Genomic DNA, 22,166 nt, shown 5'->3' with positions numbered 1-22,166 from the left:
CTTTATTCTCTTTGCGCATTATTCTTTTTTAAGGCAAATCGATATTCTGCAAGAATGATTTTAATATCATCATTCATTTTATCGCTCACCTCTTTTATGTTGCTTAAGTCGTAGGCGTATTTTGTGCCTTCGTCTTCGTCGTCACTCCTCCCTCTCAAACTCATTTTTTTATCAATAACAAAAGCGAAAGTTGAAGAAAACTTATCGTCGAGTTTTAAATCAGATTCCAAACTTTCAAACACCTTTTTAATTTGAGCGTCTGGTAGTTCAAGAAAAAACCAATCTGCAGCATCTGAAGTTTTATTGATTTCACTTTTAAATTCTTCGATGTCATCTTCTGAATTTGGCGCCACCAGTGTAACGACTTGGAAATCGTCAAACTTGTGATAACGATCATAGATTTTCTCTTTCATATTGAAAGCATGTACCTTTTTCACTTCAAAGTCGTTACCAAAGAAAGTCAAGATTGTAATTTTATTGTCGAAGGCGATGACGTCAGTTTCAAATTCGTTCAATAAAGAAAGATTTTCTTTAAGCACGGGGAGTCTTCCAAAACTATTGATCCCACTAGAGAAAAATAAATACGCTACCAAAGGAAGAACAAACAAAACAATAAGAACAGCGTATTTTTTCATATGATAAAATTGTATACAAAAATAAAAAAGACGATTTTAGTGAACCGCCTTTTGAATTATATTTAACCTTCTTTTCTTAGAAATCCCAAGTAATGTATCCATCAGAGTATATTTCTTGGATATATGACCCTTCTATCAAGAGTATAGCTATTAAATAACTAATTAAAAAGACACCAGTCCAAACGACAACTCTTCTCAAACTTCCCGACTCCTGTTCCATATGCATAAATGCCCAAACGATGTAATAGGCTTTTACAATCGTAAGCACAATAAAAATCCAGTTGAGAAAGGATAAGGAAACTAAATCATTATGAACAAGAAAATCTGGTTTTAAAATACCTAAACCTACTTCTACTATCGTTAGTATAGATAAAATGATAAAAACTTGCCATATGCGTTTTTTTGCTCCTGCGTGAACTCCGTGTGTTGTATCGTGTGCCATTTTATTATAAATTCAATATATTATTAATTAAACCAAGTAGAAAAATGTGAATACAAATACCCAAACTAAATCTACAAAGTGCCAGTAAAGACCAACCTTTTCCACCATTTCGTAACTTCCTCTTTTCTCGTAAGTGCCAACCAAAACATTAAAGAAAACAATAATAAGAATAAGCACCCCAGACAAGACGTGGAAGCCGTGAAAGCCTGTAATGAAAAAGAAAAAACCACCAAATAGCGGTGCTCCATATTCATTTTGGCTAAGGTTAGCTCCCTCTATAACACCTACACCAGACGTATTTAATTTCAGTAAAGATTCTTCTCTAGTTAAAATTTCTTTTTCACCTTCTTCTGTTATTTGCATAGTTCTAACACGAAGGGTCTCATTAGCTTCAAATCCCCTTTTTACATCCTCTAAAACCAAGGTATTAAGAGAAGGTTCTGAACTAAACCAAATACCATTTTTGGCTAAATGCTGGGTTCTATCTTTGGGGGAAGCCGTAGCAAATTCATCTAAAGCTATACGGTCTCCGTCTGCATCTACAAACTGAATAATCTTTCCACTTCTGGTTTCGACCGCTCCATATTCACCATGAATAAAGTTTTTCCATTCCCAGGCTTGAGATCCTAAAAAAATGATACCCCCTAGAATGGTTAATGCCATGTAGGTCACTACTTTATCTTTTTTCATCTCATGCCCAGCATCTACTGCTAGAACCATTGTTACTGATGAAAATATCAAAATAAACGTCATTAATGCGACATAATACATAGGTGCATCTACACCATGTAAAAATGGAAAGTGATTAAACACTTCATCCGCTATTGGCCATTCTTCAATAAACTTAAATCTTGAAAAACCATAAGCTGCTAAAAAACCTGAAAATGTAAGTGCATCTGAAGTGATAAAAAACCACATCATTAATTTTCCGTAACTGGCCTTTAGAGGTTTTTCTTCACCTCCTCCCCATGCTTGTCCTTCTGTACCTGTTTTTACAACGGTAGTAGCTTCCATAAAAATTAAATATTAATGTCTTACAAAAATAGACAAAATTCTTATTATCTAAAGAAATATAAAAACAAAAAGAGGTAAAGCCAAAGCCCATCTACAAAGTGCCAGAAGGTTACCCCTAGACGCAATCCTAGCATATTCCCTTTAGAATATTTCTTTTTAAAATGATTATAAATTACGACCAACAAGACGATAAGGCCTGCCATGACATGGACAACGTGAGCTAAAACTAATAGGTAAATGAAAGACATTGTAATACTACTAGCACTTCCCGTAAAATAATACCCTGCCTCTACAATCTCATTAAAGCCAACAAACTGCATCACCACAAAAAGAACTCCTAAGATAAAAGTAGAAATTATCATAGCATTAGCCTTTACTAAATCACCTTCAGAAGTGAATTTTTTGGTTAAATGAAATGTAATACTACTTAAAAATATAACCAGCGTACTCCAAATAAAAACATCTGGTAATTGATAGTCTGTAAGCCAATCTGGTCTGTTTTTACTCACAACGTAAGCACTCGTTAATCCTGCAAACATCATCGACATGCTTATGATGCCAAACCACATCATCATCATCCTTGCACGTTTGTGTTTTTCATCTAAAACCATATTCTGATATATTTATCTGATACGTAAATTATTTGTATTAAAGTAATGTAAAACACGCTGGCTAGCATCAGCTGTCTGGCGTATTTGGTCTCTCGTTTTTGAAAAAGCTTAATTGCATAAAAAAGCATAATCAATCCTGATATAAACACTAAAACAGCAGAGACTATTGATAGCTTTAAATCTCCAGTAACACCCAGAGCAGGTATTATCGAAACAATAAGGGTCCATATAGTATAAAGGATAATTTGAATTGCTGTGCCGCTATCTCTTTTACCAGTAGGTAGCATAAAAAAGCCCCCTTCTTTATAATCATCATACAGCCACCAACCTAAAGCCCAAAAATGGGGGAATTGCCAGAAAAACTGAATCATAAATAAGGCTCCTGCTTCAATCCCAAAAGAACCCGTTGCAGCTACCCATCCCAACATAAAAGGAATAGCCCCTGGAAATGCTCCTACAAAAACAGAAAGCGGAGTGATAGTTTTTAATGGAGTATAAACACTCACATAAAGAAAAATAGATATCGCCCCAAACATGGCCGTTATAGGGTTGATAATAAAAAGGAATGACAACCCGATTACAGTAAGAAGAGTCGCAATAAAAAAGGCAGTACTTGTGGTCATACTACCCGATGGTAGAGGACGATTTTTAGTCCTTTTCATCTTTGCATCTAAGTTCTTTTCTATGATTTGATTAAAGGCATTAGAAGCACCTACCATGGCATAGCCTCCTAGCGCTAATAATACAAAATGACCAACATCAAAGGTGTCTATACCTAATAGATAACCAGCAATTGAAGAAAATACAACACTAAGGGATAATCTTACCTTTGTGAGTTCTTTAAAATCATGTATCCAGGAAGAAACTTGTGTGTATGCAATAGAATCTGACAATATTCGAAACTTTTTGCAAAGATACGGCTAAAAAGTTTTTTTTAGGAAGCAGACGTTCGTTAATGTTTACTAAGTATTGGGTTAATAATCGTAATACCAGTTAAATATCTGTCCTAAAGCCCAAGTTAACCCAAGTTGTATTTCTATCGAAGTTTAGAGCCTTACCTCGAGCGGTATCAAACTTCCTGTGAATTAGATTCAGATAGACCTTTAGGTTTGTCGTTGGGTTTATTATAAATCTTACTTCCTTCTCGCCTTAATGAAAGTTTACCTTAATTAGCTTAGCCTATTTTGATGCCTTCATCAGCAATTCTTTGTCGTTCATATACAAATAAATCTGAGACACAAAATGGGACACTATCCACAATAGTTTCAAAATCACATACGCCAAAAATGAATTTTACACGCCCATACCATTTATCCTTTTTTTCTTGAGATAAAAAGAAGTTCTCAAGAATTTGTTGCCCAAAGGTCTGCCATAAACTGATTATAGTTCGTTTAAGGAAAATTTAAAGTACTGTGAGAAATTGTGTAAGATCTAACTTGGTTATATTCTAATTGGAAGAAAAGATGACTTGTAGTAAAGGCCTCTGTGTACTTTACTACAAGTTGAGATCCAAATTTAGTTTTCCAACTAGCATTAACTGCGGTGGCATCTTACAAAGAAAATTTATCGATTAACCACTGCCAGTAAGTAGTGGTTTGATGTATCCGTTTCATCTTATAACTTAAATAGATATGAAATTTAGAGCCAATTGTATATTCTACAACATTGTAGGATAGTAATAGATTGAGGGGCACTACAGTTCGTTTTATACCATTGATTTTGAAATCATTGTGCTGGGCATTTTGGACCAAACCATGCTAACAATTACGGTCTGACTTATGCCAGTTGTTTTTGTGTTGATGTTAAAACGTTTTGATTTATGCCACTGTTCGGATTAGCTTCCTTGCCTCTTTATGAAATTGAGTAATTACCTTATCGCTAAAACAACGATATGGCCAATACACTTGATCCAATGAACTTAAAACAAATTATTACTTTACATTTAGACGGTTACAGCAACCGCAAAACAGGAGCATCTCTGAGTATCTCCAATACAACTATCCCCCTTTCAACTTGAATATCTAAAACCATCCTGCTTCATAGCTCAAATAATCTTTTACTACTGGATAGGCTAACCATCACTATAAAGCTAGCCTATCTTCGCCCAAGCATGAGGAATGGGGTGCACGCTTCTTTGCCAAGTTCTTCTGCTAAATCATAATAGTAGCAAGCAAACTTGACTTGGTTTTCAAAAATCACTTTGTAAAAGTTGAGACACTTTCCTAAACACTTTAAAAATAACTGTTATGTTAGCATTGAAAATGGCAAAAGATTTTTCAAAATCTACTCCCATTCGGAGGGCTTCTGGAATATCGAAAATAAACCCGTAGTGCTCGCTATTGAGTTAGAAAGGTTTATTCATTAAATAACTTCTTAACAAAAAAATTTAAAGCAAAACAGAGGCTCAATCTTTGCTTTAAGATCGCAATACGGTTAAACTTCAAAATAGCGATTAAGTTAAGATGCTTTACAAGCATTGGTCCAAATTTTATCAATTTGAATAGCAAAGCGGTTATAAACTTCTTGGGACAAAGGGATGTTTAAACCACTCTCAGGGTGTGGGCAAGTGAAATCTTCATAAGGTAGACCACTTAATCCCTCTTAGTAACTCTCTAAAAGCTTATTTTTTTTTCAGTTTATACTCATCCTTGGCTTCAACTTCTGGCTCTTTACAATAGCCAAGAATAAAAGATTTCAACTGAGTTTTAGACAGGACTCTTGTCTGTTTTAAGGTATCATTACATTCTGAAATTGTGGGCTAACTTTCTGTTTGTGAAACAAAGCTTTACCCAAACGTAGAAAAGCACATCAACAGGAGAGGGAACGGGGAGCACCTCATTGATGGTAGGTTGGATAGATTTATGAATTTAATTTAAAATAAAAAAATCCCGAATTCAACATTCGGGATTTTTTTGAACTGTATTTTATTTGAATTTAATCTTGTACTTTAAACGTAATAGGTAAAGAATATAATACCCCAACATTTTGTCCACGTTGCTGCCCTGGTTTCATTTTAGGAAGTTTTTTGATAACTCGTTCACCTTCAGATTGTAATCTTGGGTGAGGAGCTCGGGCGGCAACATTTACGATATTACCTTTTTTATCGATTTTAAACTGAACGTAAACCCTATTTATGCCACTTAATCCAAGATCTGCAGCTAAGCCAGTGTCGAAGTTTTTATTAACAAACTTGCTAATCTTCTGACTCATACAGTTTTTACGCTCATCATTGGTGTTAAGGCCTTCACATCCAGGAAAAATTGGAACACTTTCAATAACAGCAAAAGGAACATCACCAATTTCTTCTTCGACTTCTTCGACTTCTTCAACTTCAACAACTTCGTTTTGATCGGTTTCAGTAGATTCTATAATAACCTCCTCTACATCTTCGTCATCTTCTACCACCTCAATAACTTCTGGTGCAGGTGGCGGTGGTGGCGGTGGTGGTGGCGTCTTTTGGATTTCTGTAATTGGCACGTCTTCCTCTTCTAACATGTCAAGATTCACAAAACCAGTATCTATAGCATCGTTATCATAAGTTTTCCATTCAATCATGGTTAAAGTAATAGCAAGAACTACTACAAGTCCAATCTGAAAAAACAGAAAACTTCTTTTAGACAGGTCTTTTTTTGGATTCTTTTTCGGTTCCATATTATAATTTTTAATAGATTACTAAAATATAAAAAAAATAAAATTTACTTTGATTTTGATTTTATTTTTTCAAAAAACTTTTTTTTACTAACATAAAACAGAAAAAACTCACCACTACTGCTATACTATTCGCTAAAATATCAAGTATATCAAAAGCTCTGGAATCTGTTAAGCTTCCTTGAACTATTTCAATAATAATACCAAAAACAACAATGCTAAGAGAAGTTAACAAAATCTTTTTTAACTGATATCCATTTTTTTTCAATAATGCAATAAGCCAAATTGAATTTAAAACAAAATAAGCTACAAAATGATAAAGTTTATCCTCATAACTTATTTGAAGTTTGGGAAGGCTACTTATATCTGAAATAGAAAGAACTAAGATACTTGCTGTGCATAAAATAGCAACAGGCAATAATAGTTGACTAGTCAGTAAGAGCTTTATAAGCTTCTGCATCCATAAGTTCTTTAACTTCGTCGTGATCTGTTATTTCCATTTTAATCATCCATCCTTTTTCGTAAGGCTCTTCATTAACCATTTCTGGTTCATCTTCTAACTCTTCATTAAATTCGATGATTTTGCCAGTTAAAGGTATAAACAAATCAGATACGGTTTTAACAGCTTCTACAGTTCCGAAAACCTCATCTTTATCTAGGGAATCTCCTACAGTTTCAACTTCTACGTACACAATGTCTCCTAATTCACTTTGTGCGAAATCTGTAATTCCAATGGTGGCGATATCTCCATCAATTTTGATCCACTCGTGATCTTTGGTGTACTTTAAGCTATCTGGTATATTCATTTTTAAATTGTTTTAGTTTCCAAAATTATATCTCAATGTAAACCCTGTTCTAACGGTTGTTTGTGGGAATATAGTTGAGATTGCATTCTGCGAAAATACATGATCGTAGAAAAATAAAGCTGTTAAATTTTTAGTAAATGCATAATCAGCTACAAAATTTATGGACCAAATGTCTTGACCTGAAGTAACACGGTTACTCAGCACGTCTAAATTTCTAATGATTGTTTCGTTTCTTCTTAAAGAAAGATCTGCTTTTAAGTTCAAATCGCTACTTAAAACCCTTCTATTCCCTTCAAATTGAGTGACAACAGTAAGATCTTTAACTCTATACCCTAGACCTATGATATACTCATCTCCCTGCATTTCAGTTAACAGATTGTTGTTGAAACTCAAAGATAAGGCTCTATCTTTTCTAACTTCAGCAAGAATACTCACCGAATTTTTCATTTCAAAATCCAATTTAATCAAAGGACTAAATTCTTCTATTAAATTCACATTAGAAATAAAAAGTTCTGTTCTGAAGTTTCCATTTTGATCTGTATTGAAATCACCGAAAGGATCACTTCTATTAAATTCTAAATCAGTTTGAAATTGATTCACAGTATAAGAAGATCTATAACCATGTTGAATAGAAAAGCGATTAAAGGTTTCTCGGAACCAAGTTAACCTCATCAACCCAGTATATTTTATATTCCATCCAGGAATAGGGATATCCCTGAAAGGACTTAGATCTTCTCCTTGGGGATCGGATCCTGTATACGCGGAAAGAAAGGATGGTAAGAGAACTGCTTGACTCGTTCTTCCAAAACCAATTGGATATCCATCTTCATCTATATTATTAGGATCGTTTACATTTACCCCAGCTTGTTCTGCAAGTCTGTTGGCAACGATAAAACGATTTTCCCTAAACGTTTCAAAATTTTCAGAAAATTCTTTCGTGCTCGAATTAAAGGAAGTACGAATCATGTTTGTAGAAATATTAAAATTCCCATAAGTGTTTGGAATAATAGAATTGTAGGCCATGGTCTCGGGGTCTACTCTAAAATTTTCTGTATACGTATCAGAGTACATTCTATTGGCAATCAAATCTATTGTCATCCCTGGCAATAATTTCAGCCCTGCTTGTATATCCAGTAGTTGGTTATCTGTCCGTATATATTGTTCGTTGAAATCTTGATACATGGTTAACCATCCTTTTCTCGCAGCCTCTCGACGAATGTCGTTTTGACTTCCAAAAGTAAATCCTGCAGTAGGTTTTAAGGTTCCTCCAAAACCAATATTATTGGTATAGCCAGGTAAAAAGATACCTTTTGTATCAGAATAATTAAACTGCACTCGATCCAAGACTGTCACTAAACCTATGATGGTATTTAGAGCTTTATCACCTATAGTAAGTTCCGTTTTAGCGTTTTCTTGGTTATTTTGATTTTGGGGATCTTGCTCAAAATTTTCAGCCCCTCTTCTTCGACTTATATTTCGCTTGATTTGGGATGGGTTTTGAGCTCTTTTTTTAGTTAAACCAAGGTAATTATAAAAGCTAGACATGTTTAAATTGGAATTGATCTGATGCCTTGCAGAGTTTTGAACAGAATTTCCTAGATCTGGAATACCTTCTAGATCTCTTAAAATCTCAGATCCTTTGGTCCATAAAAAATCTCCAGTGTAAGAATATTGAGTTTGAACAAACTTAAGGAAAGGGATTTTATTAAAGGGTAAGGTATAATTAAGCTGTAGTTGCTGGTAATGTCTATTTGGAATTCCGATATCAAAAAAATCATCAAAAATACCTATGCTATTATCTTGAACGTTATTTTCATCGATGTAATTTCTCACAATCCTGTTGGTAGAGGCATTAAAATTGAAATTTAATGACTTCGTCAGATTATAATCAATAGCATATTGCCAATCGAAAAAATAATTTCTTTGAAAGAGTTTTGGTGTGCCAATACTTCCCGTTGGTAGATCGAACTCTCTAAATCTTAACTCGTTGTATTGCCTATTTATGTTTGCACCAGCAGTAATACTATTGGGAAGCAGATTAATATTAAAGTCTTTGAAGATAGCAAAGTAGGGGCTTTTAAAAAGGCCAATATTCTCTAGAGGCTTAACCTCCAATGGTTTAAAATTAAATCCATAAGTTAAGGCAGCATCCACATTCTGGTCTAGGGATTCTCTAATTTCAAAATCCCTATAATCAGTTTGGTTATAACTTGAGGATACTGTGAAGTTTTCGATGTCATAAGGCATTGGCGTTTTTTCTTGATTGGTCCTATCTTTTCGTAGGCCGATGACACTTATCCCCTGACGTTTCGTGTAGGTTTCTGCCTGTTCTGCAAATTCTGCTCGATCTGCTTCATCTGCTGTATTATCCAGCAAAGTTTCGAGTTCTAGATCTCCGTAAACAGGATCAAATTGAGGTGTAATCAACTCTTCCCCTCTATTATAAGTGAGTGGTATTTTGACCCCCCAATCTTTAGGCAACAGTTGGCCTAGGTTGAGGCCAGTCACTATGTCGTATTGCTGGATGTCCTCCCTACTCCTTTGGTTGGGTCCTTGCTCTATGGCTCCAAAGCCTACGGTAGTTCTTCGACCACTTGCAGATACATTTGCAAAATCTGCAAAATTTGTATCCAGATTTAAGACTGCAGCCCAGCCTCCTTCGTTTTTAAGCCCTGTAAGTCTCATCTCGTTAAACCAGACTTCACCAGACACATTTTGATTGCTCGAGTTTTTTAACCCCAACATCATAACCCGTATATTTCCGAAACTGGGATTACCAATAATTCCAACTTTTAATCCCTCATTAGAACTACCATCAACAGGATTTAAAGATTCGTCAAAATAATTGAGTTTCAAGTTACTTAGATTGTCATCGCCAAGCACTGTAGATTTAATTTGTTGAAGTAAATCTAGAGGTAAATTGAGATCATTTTCTAAAGGCCATATTCCCCGAGGAGAAAAATCTTGAGGATCTGTTACTTTAAGCGGAATCTCTATCTGGTAGTAATTATTAGTAAAGTCAATCCCCATCCTTACAAAAGCAGTTAATTGGCCATCTTGAAGCTGATTCTCTGGTGGTGGTAGAGCTTCTGCATGGAGGTACATTTCTAGGTTGTCATATTGACGCATGTCAATTTGATAATTTTTGAAAACGGCTCTAGAATCCTCTGTCTCTAAATTTTTCACTCGTAAGGAAAGTGATTTTTCATCTTCTCGGATGGCCACGTTATTATTGACCAACTCTTCTCTTAAAACACCAGGAGGAGTGACATAATTAGACGTAATTTCCTCACTGACTGCTTCTACATTAAATTGAGTATTGCCCGCCATAGGGTTTTGACCATTTGGAAGTATAGGTAAATCGTATGTGAAGTAATCTCCTCTAATCAACTCTAAAGTTCCAAATCTCAAGATGGTTTCTTGACTAAAACCAGTCATGAACATTCTCATAAATCGAATAGATCGTAAATCACTTATCCCTCCAACAGCAAATTCTTCACCCGTCCTAAGAGGAACTCTAAATTGTATCCATCTCGCCTCTATTTCCTGCCCATTTTGAAGTGTCGTGATCACCTCTTTAACATCAGTGATATAGTCTGAATTGATCCCAGCAACAGTACTTGTATTATTCTCAACACTCATATTAGGAAAGACAGGAACCTCGTATTCATAGTAACTGTCAATAGTATTCATAGTATTATCTAAGTTGATGTCCTCCACATCTGGGAACGCAGAATTGCCCCTATTATTTTCGGTAACCTCTACAGGGCTATTCCCCTCCATTCCATTAAAGTTTCTATATCGGTTTAAAAGATCTCCGTCACCGTCAAGATAATACTGGTAATCGTCATTTGAAGGATCTTCGAAATTGGCAAACGCAGGAAACTTTAGTGCTTCATCGCTATTGAGCAGCCCGTCATAACCTACATCTTGATTAATTCGCTCTTGGCCTTCAGTATCAAAAGCATATACCAAAGATTGGTTACTAGGAACTTTTGAGAAATTAGTTAATAACGTATTTGAATTTCCCCCATCTTCTGGAAGACCATTTTCAAATTGTTTCCTTCCATCTTTTGAGATATCTTCTGTAATACTTCCAAAATTGAGAACAACTTTACCACCGTTATTTCCAGCATTTTCAGCATAAATAAAAGGGTCCATGACCCAAAATTCAACAAACTCTACATTGGATTGCTCGAAATCTGTCGTTTGCAAGCCTCTCATAATACCTCCAAAGTTTTGCTTTGGATTAGGAAGAATATTATCATTTGAAGCGGCAGGGTTATAATTGTACATGCCTCTCTCGCTTGGTCTGTACACAAGATCTAAAGGAAATAAGGTTTGAATTTGACCTGGTACAATATCTACATTAGGAAATATTTCGTTCACAAGAACTCTCCTAGAATAGTATTGAGAAAGGTCTTGGTCAGTGACATCCTCAGGCCGTTGAGAGCTATAGAAAATAGGATCTATAGTATGCCAGTTTAATTTAGCTCTATAATCATTGATACTTAAGTCGTCATTACTATCAAATGTTCCGTTAGCATCATTTGGCCCTCGATATCCTATGGGAGTACTCGCTAGTTTCCAGGACAATGGATCAATGACAGAGATACTCGTTTGTGAACCCTCAAAGTCATCCACATAACTAGTGGCTTCCCCCTCAAAATCACTTGCTTCAGGAGTTCCAGGCCTTAAGTAAGCAAACTCTCCTCTCAAAGAAAAATTGGACTCTACATCTGTATCAATGTTAGGCAGTTTGTTAACCAACCTAGTAAAAAAGGGAACAGTTGTATTATAATTGAAATTGACTCCATAAATACTATTATTTATAGGTTCAGTCCCGTAATCTGCCTTTTGTGTAATTGGTCTTTCGTTTAAATTTAAATACGTACCACCTATCAATAATTCTTCGCTAAATCTATGTTGAACATCTATACCGGTAAACCGCTTGGTTTGTCTTCCGAAAAGCGCATTATTTTCCGTAGATACTTGTATTGGTGTATCTGAAGCTAATAAAGCCTCATCTAAGATATTTACTCGACCTAGCTCATAATTTACTGTATAATCGATTCCTTCTTGCAGAGTCCTCCCTCCAGCAGTAACTGACACCGAACCTCTTGGGACATTAAATGCTCCTATTGGGATACCTCCTGTGCTAGAAGCTTTATATCGACCTGCTAATTGAAATTTGTTCTGTTGTGCTCCGTCTTGTTGAGCTTGAGTCTTAGTTGTAGAATAGAGCGAGTTGAAAACATACTTGGTTTGATTCTGATTATAGGTTTCTGGATTATCATAGTTCTCTGGACCAGTTTCTGGTGTTAAATCCAATTTATTAAAAAGATATTCACCAAAAGGTTCCACTTTTGTAAACTTAATAACCCCATTCTCAGGATCTATGGTGATTCCAGAAACAAAATCAAAAAAGCCATCACCACCGTTTACAGGGTCGTTATTGAGGTTTAACCTATCGAGGTCTAAGACTTGCAAAAGATTGGTTTCATCCACATCATCGGGCAGCGGAGTAGTACTTCCAGGAGCTTGGGTGATAAAATTGACAGGCTGTGGATCTGTATATAAAATATTAAATCTAAAACCGTCTTGCTCAAGCCCATTCGCCCCAAGACTATAGAAATTTTTCATCATCAAGTCCCAGATAGGCTCCTGTACAATCGTAACTGGACTCTTAAGAAGTTTGACAATTAAGTTTTGATTAAGCGCTATCTGCTCCCCTTGTTCTTCTGGATTCTCTTGAGTCTCTGTCCCAGGGGGTCCTCCGTTTGCAAATTCTCCAACTCTAAATACTCTCCCATCGGTTGTGGTATATTCAAAAGCAACTCCTAAAATTTCGTCATTATTTAAACGTTGGTTTAAAGAAATATAACCGAGTTGTGTGTTTAGAAAAAACTCATTAGGCCCCAATTCTCTTGCGTTTTCAAGAATGGCATAATCTCGTCCTTCTGAAACAAAAGGCTGGGCAGAACCAAAACCTTGCTGAATTGTAGCTATATCTCGTATTTGATCGTTCAAAATAGAGTTCGCCCCGCCATTTATTCCGTCTGGATTAAAAACGTTGTTAGCATTATCAGGTCTTCCATTAGGGTTTAATAAAAAGTTTGGAATTGGTGGAGCAATGGGGTTTCCATTATTATCAAAGAAAAGCCCTAGTTTATCTGGAGCACTTTCACCCAAATCTTGTAAAGCCACAATATTTCTAGAATCGGAAATGGTCTCCGTGTTATTTGTTCTGTTCGTTATCCAAACCTGAACCCTTGTAATTTGTATTCTACTATTTATAAAAGGATAATTTTGTAGAGCCTCATCATATTGGTCTCTAAAAAACTGAGATAAAAAGAAATGCCTGTTTTCATCATAATCCAAAGCGAATTTATCAAATTCTCTTACTGTTGCACCACCTTGGATATTGACGCTTTGACGTTCTGAATTCAATTCTGAAAAGACCCCAGTGATGGTTGTTTTTCCGAATTGCAGTTGTGTTTTTACCCCAAATAAACTTTGTGAACCTTGGATAAGGGTACTGTTTAAGGGCATGTTGACGTTACCAACCTCAATTTTTTGTATAATATCGTCTTCTGTAGGAGTATAATCCATTTTCACTTGATTCTGAAAATCAAATGTAGATTCGGTATCATATTCAGCGTTAACCTGAAGTCGTGTTCCTACGGAAGCTTGAAGACTCATACTTATTCGCTGGTCAAAATCGAAAGTGAGGTTACTCTGGTTTCTTGGGGACAATGCTGGGTTATCCTGCTTACTATACAGAATCCCCATATCCACAGCAACAGACCCTCTTGGATTAACTTCTATTTGATTTCCTCCAAATACAGATTGAAAAAAGGAATTATTGACATAGAAAATTGGAATTAAGTTTTTTTGGTCCTCTACATCTCCTTTACCTAAAGCGGCATCAGATTTTTGTTTGAAATAAGATTTCATCTGTTCCTCCAGAACTAGAGCTTCAAATTCTTTAGGCGTCAAGACCAAAGGAAATTTGGTGTTAACAGATCCAATTTTTTCGGTATAAATATATTTATCTATATAAGAATCATATTCATATTTAGAAACTATGCTAGAAGGATTTGGCATAGAAATAGTACCATATGTTGGACCTTGAGGTATAGAATCTTGAGCGTATATTTCTAAAGAAAGAAATACAAGAAACACAAGAAAGAAATAAGAAATAAAATTTATGTTAAGGGACAATCTTTTTTTGTTCAAAAGTTTTATAAATTTTTTAAGGCTAGCTTTATTATATCTTCAACGTTAGCATCGGGATTATTATTACAAATTTTTGAAATAATTTTCCCAGATTGTTTTCTGGTATAACCCAATGTCTCCAATGCAGAAAGAGCTTCCTCTTTGTTGGAATTTGAAGGCGTATTTACAATTTCTGAATACTCTTCAGAAGATCGAATTTTATCTTTAAGATCTAAGATGACTCTCTGAGCTGTTTTTTTACCAATACCTTTTATACCCTGTATAGTATCCGAATCTTCAGTGGAAATTGCTTCTACCACTTGCTCTGGCGTTAATGAAGACAACATCATTCTAGCAGTATTAGCGCCAATTCCAGAGACTGAAAGCAATTGACGGAAAACCAAACGTTCTGCTTTTTCCATAAACCCATACAAGGTATGTGAATCTTCTTTGACTTGTAAATGGGTGTAAATAGTTATCTGTTCTTCCCCTTTTAAACGAGAAAAGGTATGAAGTGAAATGTTTACTTCATACCCTATACCATTACAATCTACCACGATATGTGTTGGGTTTTTTTCTAACAATCTACCTCTAAGCTGAGTAATCATCTTAACTTAATTTTAGGACCCAAATGTAATAAAATTAAGTTAAGATATCAATTGATTTTTTATATGTATAAATCAATGAAAGCCAGCAACTTCTATAGTTTCCGTTTACTTTTCTGCTGAGCATCTACGACAGCTACGGCAGACATATTTACCATCTCATCGACACTAGCTCCCAATTGAAAGACATGTGCAGGCTTGTTCAATCCCATTAAAATAGGCCCTATAGAGCCTGCGCTATTTAACTCTTTCATTAGTTTATAAGTCCCATTTGCCGAATCCAAATTTGGGTAGATAAGTGTATTTACTTTTTTACCATTCAATTTAGAAAATGGAAATTTATCTGCTCTCATCTTTTTATTTAAAGCAAAGTCAACTTGCAACTCTCCGTCTACAGCAATTTCAGGGAAATTCTTATGCAAATAATCTACAGCCTCTTTTACTTTGATAGCATTCGGATTTTTGGACGAGCCGAAGTTTGAATATGAAACCATCGCAATAACAGGTTCTATGCCAAACATCTTCACCGTTTTGGCTGTCATTTGAGCAATTTTTGCTAAGACTGTGGCATCTGGATTAATATTGATGGACGTATCGCTTATAAAGATAGGACCTCGTTTAGAGTTCATCAAGTTGGTCGCGGCTACGTTGGTGACTCCGTTTTCTTTACCGATGAGTTCTAGGATTGGCTTTAATACCGAAGGGTAAGCTCTTGAGTATCCAGAAAGCATAGCGTCTGCATCTCCTTTTTCTACCATCATAGCAGCAAAATAATTTCGCTCCCTTAAAATCTTCTTAGCATCGTATAAAGTCACTCCTTTTCTACTTCTCTTCTTCCAAAGAGCTTCCGCATATTCATTTCTTTTTTTCTCTTCCTCATCAGATTTTGGATCGATGATTATAATGTCCTCCCCTTCAAATTCAATTTCAGTCATCAGTTCGAGTATTACATCTCTGCGACCAAGTAGAATAGGGATAGCAATTTTTTCATCATAAACCTGCTGTGCAGCCTTTAAGACATCTAGATGATCGGCCTCCGCATAAACAATCCTTTTTGGATTTTGTTTTGCCCGATTAATAAGTAATCTGGTGATTTTATCCTCACTTCCCATTCTCTCTAGAAGCTCTTCTTTATAGGCCTCCCAATCTTTAATTGGGTTTTGAGCAACCCCAGATTCCATCGCCGCTTTTGCAACTGCTGGTGGGATTTCTGTGATTAATCTAGGATCGAAGGGCTTTGGAATAATGTAGTCTCTCCCAAAGTTAAGGCGTGTTTCCGCATAAGCAATATTAACTTGCTCAGGCACTGGCTCTTTGGCAAGTCTGGCTAAGGCTTTCACAGCTGCCATTTTCATTTCCTCGTTAATTTTGGTAGCTCTCACGTCTAAAGCACCTCTGAATATATATGGAAAGCCAAGAACATTGTTTACTTGGTTGGGGAAATCAGTTCTCCCTGTTGCCATGATGATGTCTTTTCTGGTTTTTATAGCTAAGTCATAGTCAATCTCAGGGTCTGGATTTGCCATAGCAAATACAATAGGATCCTTTGCCATTGAAGATAGCATCTCTGGCTTTAAAACACCTCCTATTGAGAGGCCTAAAAAGACATCAGCATTTTCTAGGGCCTCTCCCAGCGACTTAATCTGTCTTGAGGTCGCAAATTCTATTTGTTTATCTGAAAGACCTTCTCTCCCTTTACTTATAGCCCCCTTACTATCGAACATGACAATATTTTCTTTCCGAACGCCCAGCAATGCATAGAGTTTGATGCAAGCAATGGCTGCAGAACCTGCCCCAGAAACAACTACTCTTACCTCCTCAATTTTCTTTTCCGCTAGTTCTAGGGCATTCAAAAGTGCCGCAGCAGATATAATTGCGGTTCCATGTTGATCGTCGTGCATTACAGGAATAGGAAGTTCTGCCTTTAGACGTTCTTCAATTTCAAAAGCTTCGGGAGCTTTTATGTCCTCTAGATTAATTCCACCAAAAGTTGGAGCAATATTTTTGACTGTATTTATAAAGTCATCTATATTTTTAGTATCCACTTCAATATCGAATACATCTATGTCCGCGAAAATTTTAAACAATAGCGCTTTACCTTCCATAACGGGTTTTGAGGCTTCAGCACCAATATCTCCAAGGCCTAGTACAGCTGTTCCATTAGAAATCACGGCAACTAGATTTCCTTTATTGGTATATTTATAAGCGTTTTGTTTATCCTTTTCTATTTCTAGGCAGGGCTCTGCCACTCCTGGCGAGTATGCTAATCCTAAATCCCTTTGGGAAGAATGCTTTTTGGTTGGAACCACTTCAATTTTTCCTGGCCTTGGCTTAGCATGATAAACTAAAGCCTCTCTTCTCTTTCTTGGTGTGCTCATAAGGATATTTTACTACTAAAGCATGTTTACTCTAGTCATTAATTGGTACAAACAAAGGTAAACCTTATGCGTTATTCTGAAAGAAATCCTCTCCAATATTAGGATTAAAACTAGAGCTCTCTGGGGATTGGAACTTTAAAGAAACTAACTTCAATCCAACTTTTAAACAATTGGTATACCTATAATTCCTAAAATAAGAATGTAACAAACCAGCCCAAAAGGCATTTCCAGCTCCTGAAGCATCCACCACTTTTTCAACTTTAAAGGGCCTCTATATGTATTATTTTTTCTCCTTTTACAGACAATTTCACACCTTTAGTACCTTTCGTATAACAAGTAGTATCAACTCCCAATTTATGAAAGTATTCAAACATTGTGTCGTCGGAAATGTTGCCCAGCAAACGACGCTTATCATCTTCACTAATTTTAATTAAGGGATTAAATGCTCAGAACGTTTCAAGAGTTAAAATTGCTTCCTGTTTATTTGGTTAAATTATATTGGAGTAGTTCAAGATATCTTTACTCAGTTTACAATTTAATTTTCTGTTATCGGTTTACCGTTTAGAGAATTTAACTATTGCATTTTTTGGCTTAAGACTAATAAGAGGTTGAATTTCAATCTCTTTATTGACTTGTTCGATCTTATAGGTCTTTAACAGCCGGTTGATGGCTAAGGTAATTTCGTACATTGCAAAATTATTGCCTATACATTTTCTAGGTCCTGCACCAAAAGGAAAGTAAAAATCACTTACGCTTCTTGATTCCTGAAACCGTTCTGGCTTAAATTGATTCGGATTTTCCCAGTTTGTAGCATTTCTATGAATTTGGTGTACAGAAAAAAGAAGAGTAGTTCCTTGTGGTATTTCAAATCCTTTGAAAGTATCACGCTCAATATTCTGCCGATCTATAAAGTAAACTGGCGGAAAAAGGCGCATAGATTCCTGTAAGACATTCTCAGTATACTTACTATCCTTCAAGATATCAAAAAAAGAATGGTCTTCAAGATGATCTATTTCTGAAACTAATTTTTCTTGTACATGTTCATCTTGACCTATCAATTGGACCGTAAAAGACAAAGTGTTGGAGGTCGTTTCATGACCAGCAATAAATAAAATTAAAATTTCATCTATCAATTGTTCTTGATTCATCTTAGAACCATCCTCATAGGTCAAAGCCAAAAGCATGTCCAGTAAATCTTTACTTTCAGAGTTAGAATTTTGCCGTCTTTTTATAATGCGAATGAGCAAATCTCGAGCTTCTTGGCTTAAGTTCAAGTTTCTTTTTAATTCCCGGCTTAAAACAAACCACCATTTTTTATAGGGCTGCCTTAATTCTTTGACCAGCATTTTTTGAGTTTCTTCTGTGATATACTGCAAGCGAGAAATTTCTTCTGCATTTATAGCATCGCTAAACAAGCTTTTTACCACTACTTTAAAAGCAAGATCATTAAATATCGGAAAGATATCTATAGGAGTATCGACCTCTATTCTTTCTAATTCTTTGTCTATGGCTTCTACCATGACATCTAGAAGAGAGTAAATATTTTTTTTGTGAAAGGCTGGCTGAATTAATTTTCGCTGAGATTTCCATTTTTGTCCTTCAGAAGTCAATAATCCGTGACCTACATACTTCGCCAAGTCTTTAGTTTGGATATCTGTTTTCTTAAAATTCTTTTGGTTGTCCCTTAAAGCATAAATAGCAAATTCTGGGTCTCTAGAAAAAACCACTGAATTGCCCAAGCCTAGATTTAATCTAAAAGTGTTTCCTAAGGCTTCAAAGTTCTTTTGGTGAAAGGGTAAAGGGTTCTTTAGAATATTACCTGCATGTTTTAAAAACTCAATTACAGGAACCTCAGGGAAATGAGTGGAAGATGTCATAAATGTTTTATTAGAATAATCCTTTTTGTTTATTTTCTCTAAGTTTACCGAGGTGTTTGTAGGCTGAGTCGGTTACTTCCCTTCCACGAGGAGTACGATTTATAAAGCCTTGTTGAATTAGGAAGGGTTCATATACTTCCTCTATAGTTTCAGCATTTTCGCTAACTGCAGTAGCCAATGTAGTTAAGCCAACAGGACCCCCTTTAAATTTGTCAATTATGGTCAATAAAATTTTATTATCCATATCATCCAAACCAAAGGCATCTACATTTAAAGCCTTGAGGCTATACTTCGAAATTTCCATATCAATTTTGCCGTTACCTTTAATCTGAGCAAAATCTCGAACTCGTCTCAGTAAAGCATTAGCAATCCTGGGTGTCCCCCGACTCCTGCCAGCTATTTCAATAGCAGAATCAGTGGTTATCGACACCCCTAAAATTGAGCTACTCCTTAAAATAATACCGCTAAGTAATTCCGTTGAATAGTATTCTAATCGACTTGAAATCCCAAATCTTGCTCGCATTGGTGCTGTAAGCAATCCCGAGCGCGTTGTAGCTCCAACTAATGTAAACGGATTCAAATTGATCTCAACACTTCTAGCATTAGGCCCGGACTCGATCATGATATCGATTTTAAAGTCTTCCATAGCAGAATATAGATACTCTTCAACTACTGAACTTAACCTATGAATTTCATCTATAAATAGAACATCCCGAGGTTCCAGATTAGTTAGCAAACCAGCTAAATCACCAGGTTTATCAATAACTGGACCTGAAGTGATTTTGATTCCAGTTTGGAGTTCATTCGCAAGAATATGAGCTAAGGTTGTTTTACCTAAGCCAGGAGGACCATGAAAAAGTGTATGGTCTAGAGCTTCGCCTCTTAAATTAGCTGCTTTTACGAAAACCTGGAGGTTCTCTAATACATGAGATTGACCAGCAAAATCATCAAAAGAAAGCGGTCTCAACGCTCGGTCTACCTCTTGGTCTTGGTTATCGAAATTACTGCCCGTCGCATCTAAATTTTCGTTCATATCACAAATATAAATAAAAAAGCCTCCAAGAAATTTGACTTGAAGGCTTCTCTCTATCTTTAAGAATAATTAATCATCCATTTCTTCTTCATGTTCCTGTAAAGGTACGTTTTGAGGTACAAAATCTTGACCAGCAATCACGTAATCTGTTTCCTCTTTATTCAGTTTGCTATAGTCGTAAGACCATCGGTGAACTTGTGGAATTTCACCAGGCCAGTTACCGTGAATGTGCTTCACAGGGGTAGTCCACTCCAGGGTATTTGACTTCCATGGATTTTGCTCTGCTCTCTTTCCATAGAAAATTGAAGAAATAAAATTATACACGAAAAATAATTGGGCCCCTGCAGTGATAAATGCGAATACAGATATAAGAATATTAGTATTTGCTAAATCGTCAAAGTATGGAAACTCTGTAAATTTATAATAACGTCTTGGTAACCCTGCCATTCCAATAAAGTGCATGGGGAAGAAAATACCATAAGCTCCAACAGCAGTGATCCAGAAGTGGACATAACCAAGGTTTTTGTTCATCATTCTACCAAACATTTTTGGAAACCAATGATAAATTCCTGCAAATAACCCATATAAAGCTGATATACCCATTACCAAGTGGAAGTGAGCAATAACGAAATAAGTATCATGTACATTTATATCCAATGTACTATCCCCTAGAATAATCCCTGTAAGACCACCAGTGATAAAAGTAGACACTAATCCAATGGAAAATAACATACCAGGATTTAATTGGAGGTTACCTTTCCAAAGGGTTGTAATATAATTAAAGGCTTTAACAGCTGAGGGTATAGCAATTAAAAGAGTTGTAAATGTGAAGACAGAACCTAAGAATGGATTCATACCAGAGACGAACATATGGTGACCCCAAACTACTGTAGATAGAAAAGCGATAGCTAGAATAGAAGCTATCATGGCTCTATATCCAAAAATTGGCTTTCTAGAATTGGTCGCTATAATTTCTGATGTGATCCCAAGAGCAGGTAGTAAAACAATGTAAACCTCTGGGTGACCTAAAAACCAAAATAAGTGCTCATACAAAACAGGAGAGCCACCTTGATAAGATAGGACTTCACCTTGTATATATATGTCACTTAGGAAAAATGATGTTCCAAAACTACGATCCATCAAAAGAAGAAGACCAGCAGCTAAAAGAACAGGGAATGAAACCACACCTATAATTGCAGTAACAAAAAAAGCCCAAATAGTTAAGGGTAATCTTGTCATCGTCATCCCTTGAGTTCTTAAATTAAGAACTGTTACAATATAATTAAGTGAGCCTAAGAGGGATGAGGCAACAAATATGGTTATAGCAACCAACCAAAGGGTCATCCCCAATCCTGAACCACCTATAGCTTGTGGTAATGCACTGAGCGGCGGATAAACGGTCCATCCAGCGGATGCAGGACCAGCTTCTACAAAGAAAGAGGAAACGATAACAACACAAGAAATGAAGAACAACCAAAAGGATAACATGTTCATAAATCCTGAAGCCATATCTCTAGCCCCAATTTGGAGAGGTATAAGTAAATTACTAAACGTACCACTCAAGCCTGCCGTAAGGACATAAAAAATCATGATGGTTCCATGGATTGTAGAGAGAGCTAAATAGATACTTGGATCCATTACTCCATCTTCTCCAAAGCGTCCAAGTAAAACTTCGTAAATCCAAAAAGTTTCATTTGGCCATGCCAACTGTAATCTCATTAACATAGACATTGCTATACCAATAAAACCCATGATGAGGCCAGAAATTAAATATTGTTTAGCGATCATTTTATGATCTGTACTAAATATGTACTTCTCTATGAAAGTAGGTTCGTGATGTCCTTCCTCATGTGCATGATCGTTCGCAAGTGGTTGTGCAGCTACTGACATATATTCTTA

General features: G+C 36.0%; 16 protein-coding genes. 1 reads left to right on the top strand and 15 read right to left on the bottom strand.

From position 1 onward, the window contains the following. Nucleotides 1-2: 2 nt before the first annotated feature. The 5 genes from CXF67_RS16705 to cyoE all read right to left on the bottom strand — a co-directional run bounded on the left by CXF67_RS16705 (nt 3) and on the right by cyoE (nt 3,595). Nucleotides 3-635 carry a hypothetical protein gene (locus CXF67_RS16705; protein ID WP_102089783.1) on the bottom strand — a complete coding sequence of 211 codons (633 nt, stop codon included), beginning with the start codon at nt 633-635 and terminating at the stop codon, nt 3-5. Nucleotides 636-711: 76 nt separating this feature from the next. After that, on the bottom strand, nt 712-1,077 hold the full coding sequence (locus tag CXF67_RS16700) for a cytochrome C oxidase subunit IV family protein (RefSeq protein WP_102089782.1): 366 nt from the start codon (nt 1,075-1,077) through the stop codon (nt 712-714). A gap of 27 nt (nt 1,078-1,104) precedes the next feature. Further along, nucleotides 1,105-2,091 carry a cytochrome c oxidase subunit 3 gene (locus tag CXF67_RS16695; protein WP_102089781.1) on the bottom strand — a complete coding sequence of 329 codons (987 nt, stop codon included), beginning with the start codon at nt 2,089-2,091 and terminating at the stop codon, nt 1,105-1,107. A 44-nt stretch (nt 2,092-2,135) separates the two neighbouring features. Then, on the bottom strand, nt 2,136-2,702 hold the full coding sequence (locus tag CXF67_RS16690; RefSeq protein ID WP_015024552.1) for a cytochrome c oxidase subunit 3: 567 nt from the start codon (nt 2,700-2,702) through the stop codon (nt 2,136-2,138). After that, on the bottom strand, nt 2,693-3,595 hold the full coding sequence (gene cyoE, locus CXF67_RS16685; protein WP_102089780.1) for a heme o synthase: 903 nt from the start codon (nt 3,593-3,595) through the stop codon (nt 2,693-2,695). Before cyoE ends, CXF67_RS16690 begins: the two co-directional genes overlap by 10 nt. Before the next feature lie 998 nt (nt 3,596-4,593). Between cyoE and CXF67_RS19000 the strand changes: the two genes are divergently transcribed. After that, nucleotides 4,594-4,719: a hypothetical protein gene (locus CXF67_RS19000; protein WP_257984734.1), complete on the top strand. Its 126-nt coding sequence runs from the start codon at nt 4,594-4,596 to the stop codon at nt 4,717-4,719. 917 nt (nt 4,720-5,636) lie between these two features. Here the strand turns inward: CXF67_RS19000 and CXF67_RS16680 are convergent. The 10 genes from CXF67_RS16680 to CXF67_RS16635 all read right to left on the bottom strand — a co-directional run bounded on the left by CXF67_RS16680 (nt 5,637) and on the right by CXF67_RS16635 (nt 22,157). Then, nucleotides 5,637-6,353, bottom strand: coding sequence for an energy transducer TonB (locus CXF67_RS16680; protein WP_102089779.1), 717 nt, complete (start codon nt 6,351-6,353; stop codon nt 5,637-5,639). A gap of 61 nt (nt 6,354-6,414) precedes the next feature. Then, nucleotides 6,415-6,768 carry a VanZ family protein gene (locus tag CXF67_RS16675; protein WP_257984733.1) on the bottom strand — a complete coding sequence of 118 codons (354 nt, stop codon included), beginning with the start codon at nt 6,766-6,768 and terminating at the stop codon, nt 6,415-6,417. Nucleotides 6,769-6,778: 10 nt separating this feature from the next. Further along, complete coding sequence (gene gcvH, locus CXF67_RS16670) at nt 6,779-7,156, bottom strand: glycine cleavage system protein GcvH (protein ID WP_102089777.1); 378 nt, start codon at nt 7,154-7,156, stop codon at nt 6,779-6,781. 12 nt (nt 7,157-7,168) lie between these two features. Then, the gene (sprA, locus tag CXF67_RS16665) at nt 7,169-14,395 is read right to left on the bottom strand and encodes a T9SS outer membrane translocon Sov/SprA (RefSeq protein WP_102089776.1); all 7,227 of its coding nucleotides are present in this window, start codon (nt 14,393-14,395) and stop codon (nt 7,169-7,171) included. 5 nt (nt 14,396-14,400) lie between these two features. Beyond that, the gene (gene ruvA / locus CXF67_RS16660) at nt 14,401-14,982 is read right to left on the bottom strand and encodes a Holliday junction branch migration protein RuvA (RefSeq protein ID WP_102089775.1); all 582 of its coding nucleotides are present in this window, start codon (nt 14,980-14,982) and stop codon (nt 14,401-14,403) included. Between the two features lie 92 nt (nt 14,983-15,074). After that, complete coding sequence (locus CXF67_RS16655) at nt 15,075-17,357, bottom strand: NADP-dependent malic enzyme (RefSeq protein WP_102089774.1); 2,283 nt, start codon at nt 17,355-17,357, stop codon at nt 15,075-15,077. A 64-nt stretch (nt 17,358-17,421) separates the two neighbouring features. Then, the gene (locus CXF67_RS18995; RefSeq protein WP_257984732.1) at nt 17,422-17,607 is read right to left on the bottom strand and encodes a hypothetical protein; all 186 of its coding nucleotides are present in this window, start codon (nt 17,605-17,607) and stop codon (nt 17,422-17,424) included. Between the two features lie 304 nt (nt 17,608-17,911). After that, entirely contained in the window at nt 17,912-19,234 is a 1,323-nt protein-coding gene (locus CXF67_RS16645) for a cytochrome P450 (protein WP_102089773.1), read from the bottom strand. A 10-nt stretch (nt 19,235-19,244) separates the two neighbouring features. Further along, on the bottom strand, nt 19,245-20,267 hold the full coding sequence (ruvB, locus tag CXF67_RS16640; protein ID WP_102089772.1) for a Holliday junction branch migration DNA helicase RuvB: 1,023 nt from the start codon (nt 20,265-20,267) through the stop codon (nt 19,245-19,247). A 69-nt stretch (nt 20,268-20,336) separates the two neighbouring features. After that, nucleotides 20,337-22,157: a cytochrome c oxidase subunit I gene (locus tag CXF67_RS16635; RefSeq protein ID WP_102089771.1), complete on the bottom strand. Its 1,821-nt coding sequence runs from the start codon at nt 22,155-22,157 to the stop codon at nt 20,337-20,339. Nucleotides 22,158-22,166 lie beyond the last annotated feature (9 nt).

The organism is Psychroflexus sp. MES1-P1E, assembly GCF_002836055.1.
Taxonomy (GTDB): domain Bacteria; phylum Bacteroidota; class Bacteroidia; order Flavobacteriales; family Flavobacteriaceae; genus Psychroflexus.
The sequence above is the reverse complement of the archived record's forward strand: the minus strand, read 5'-3'. Positions and strand labels throughout refer to the sequence as shown.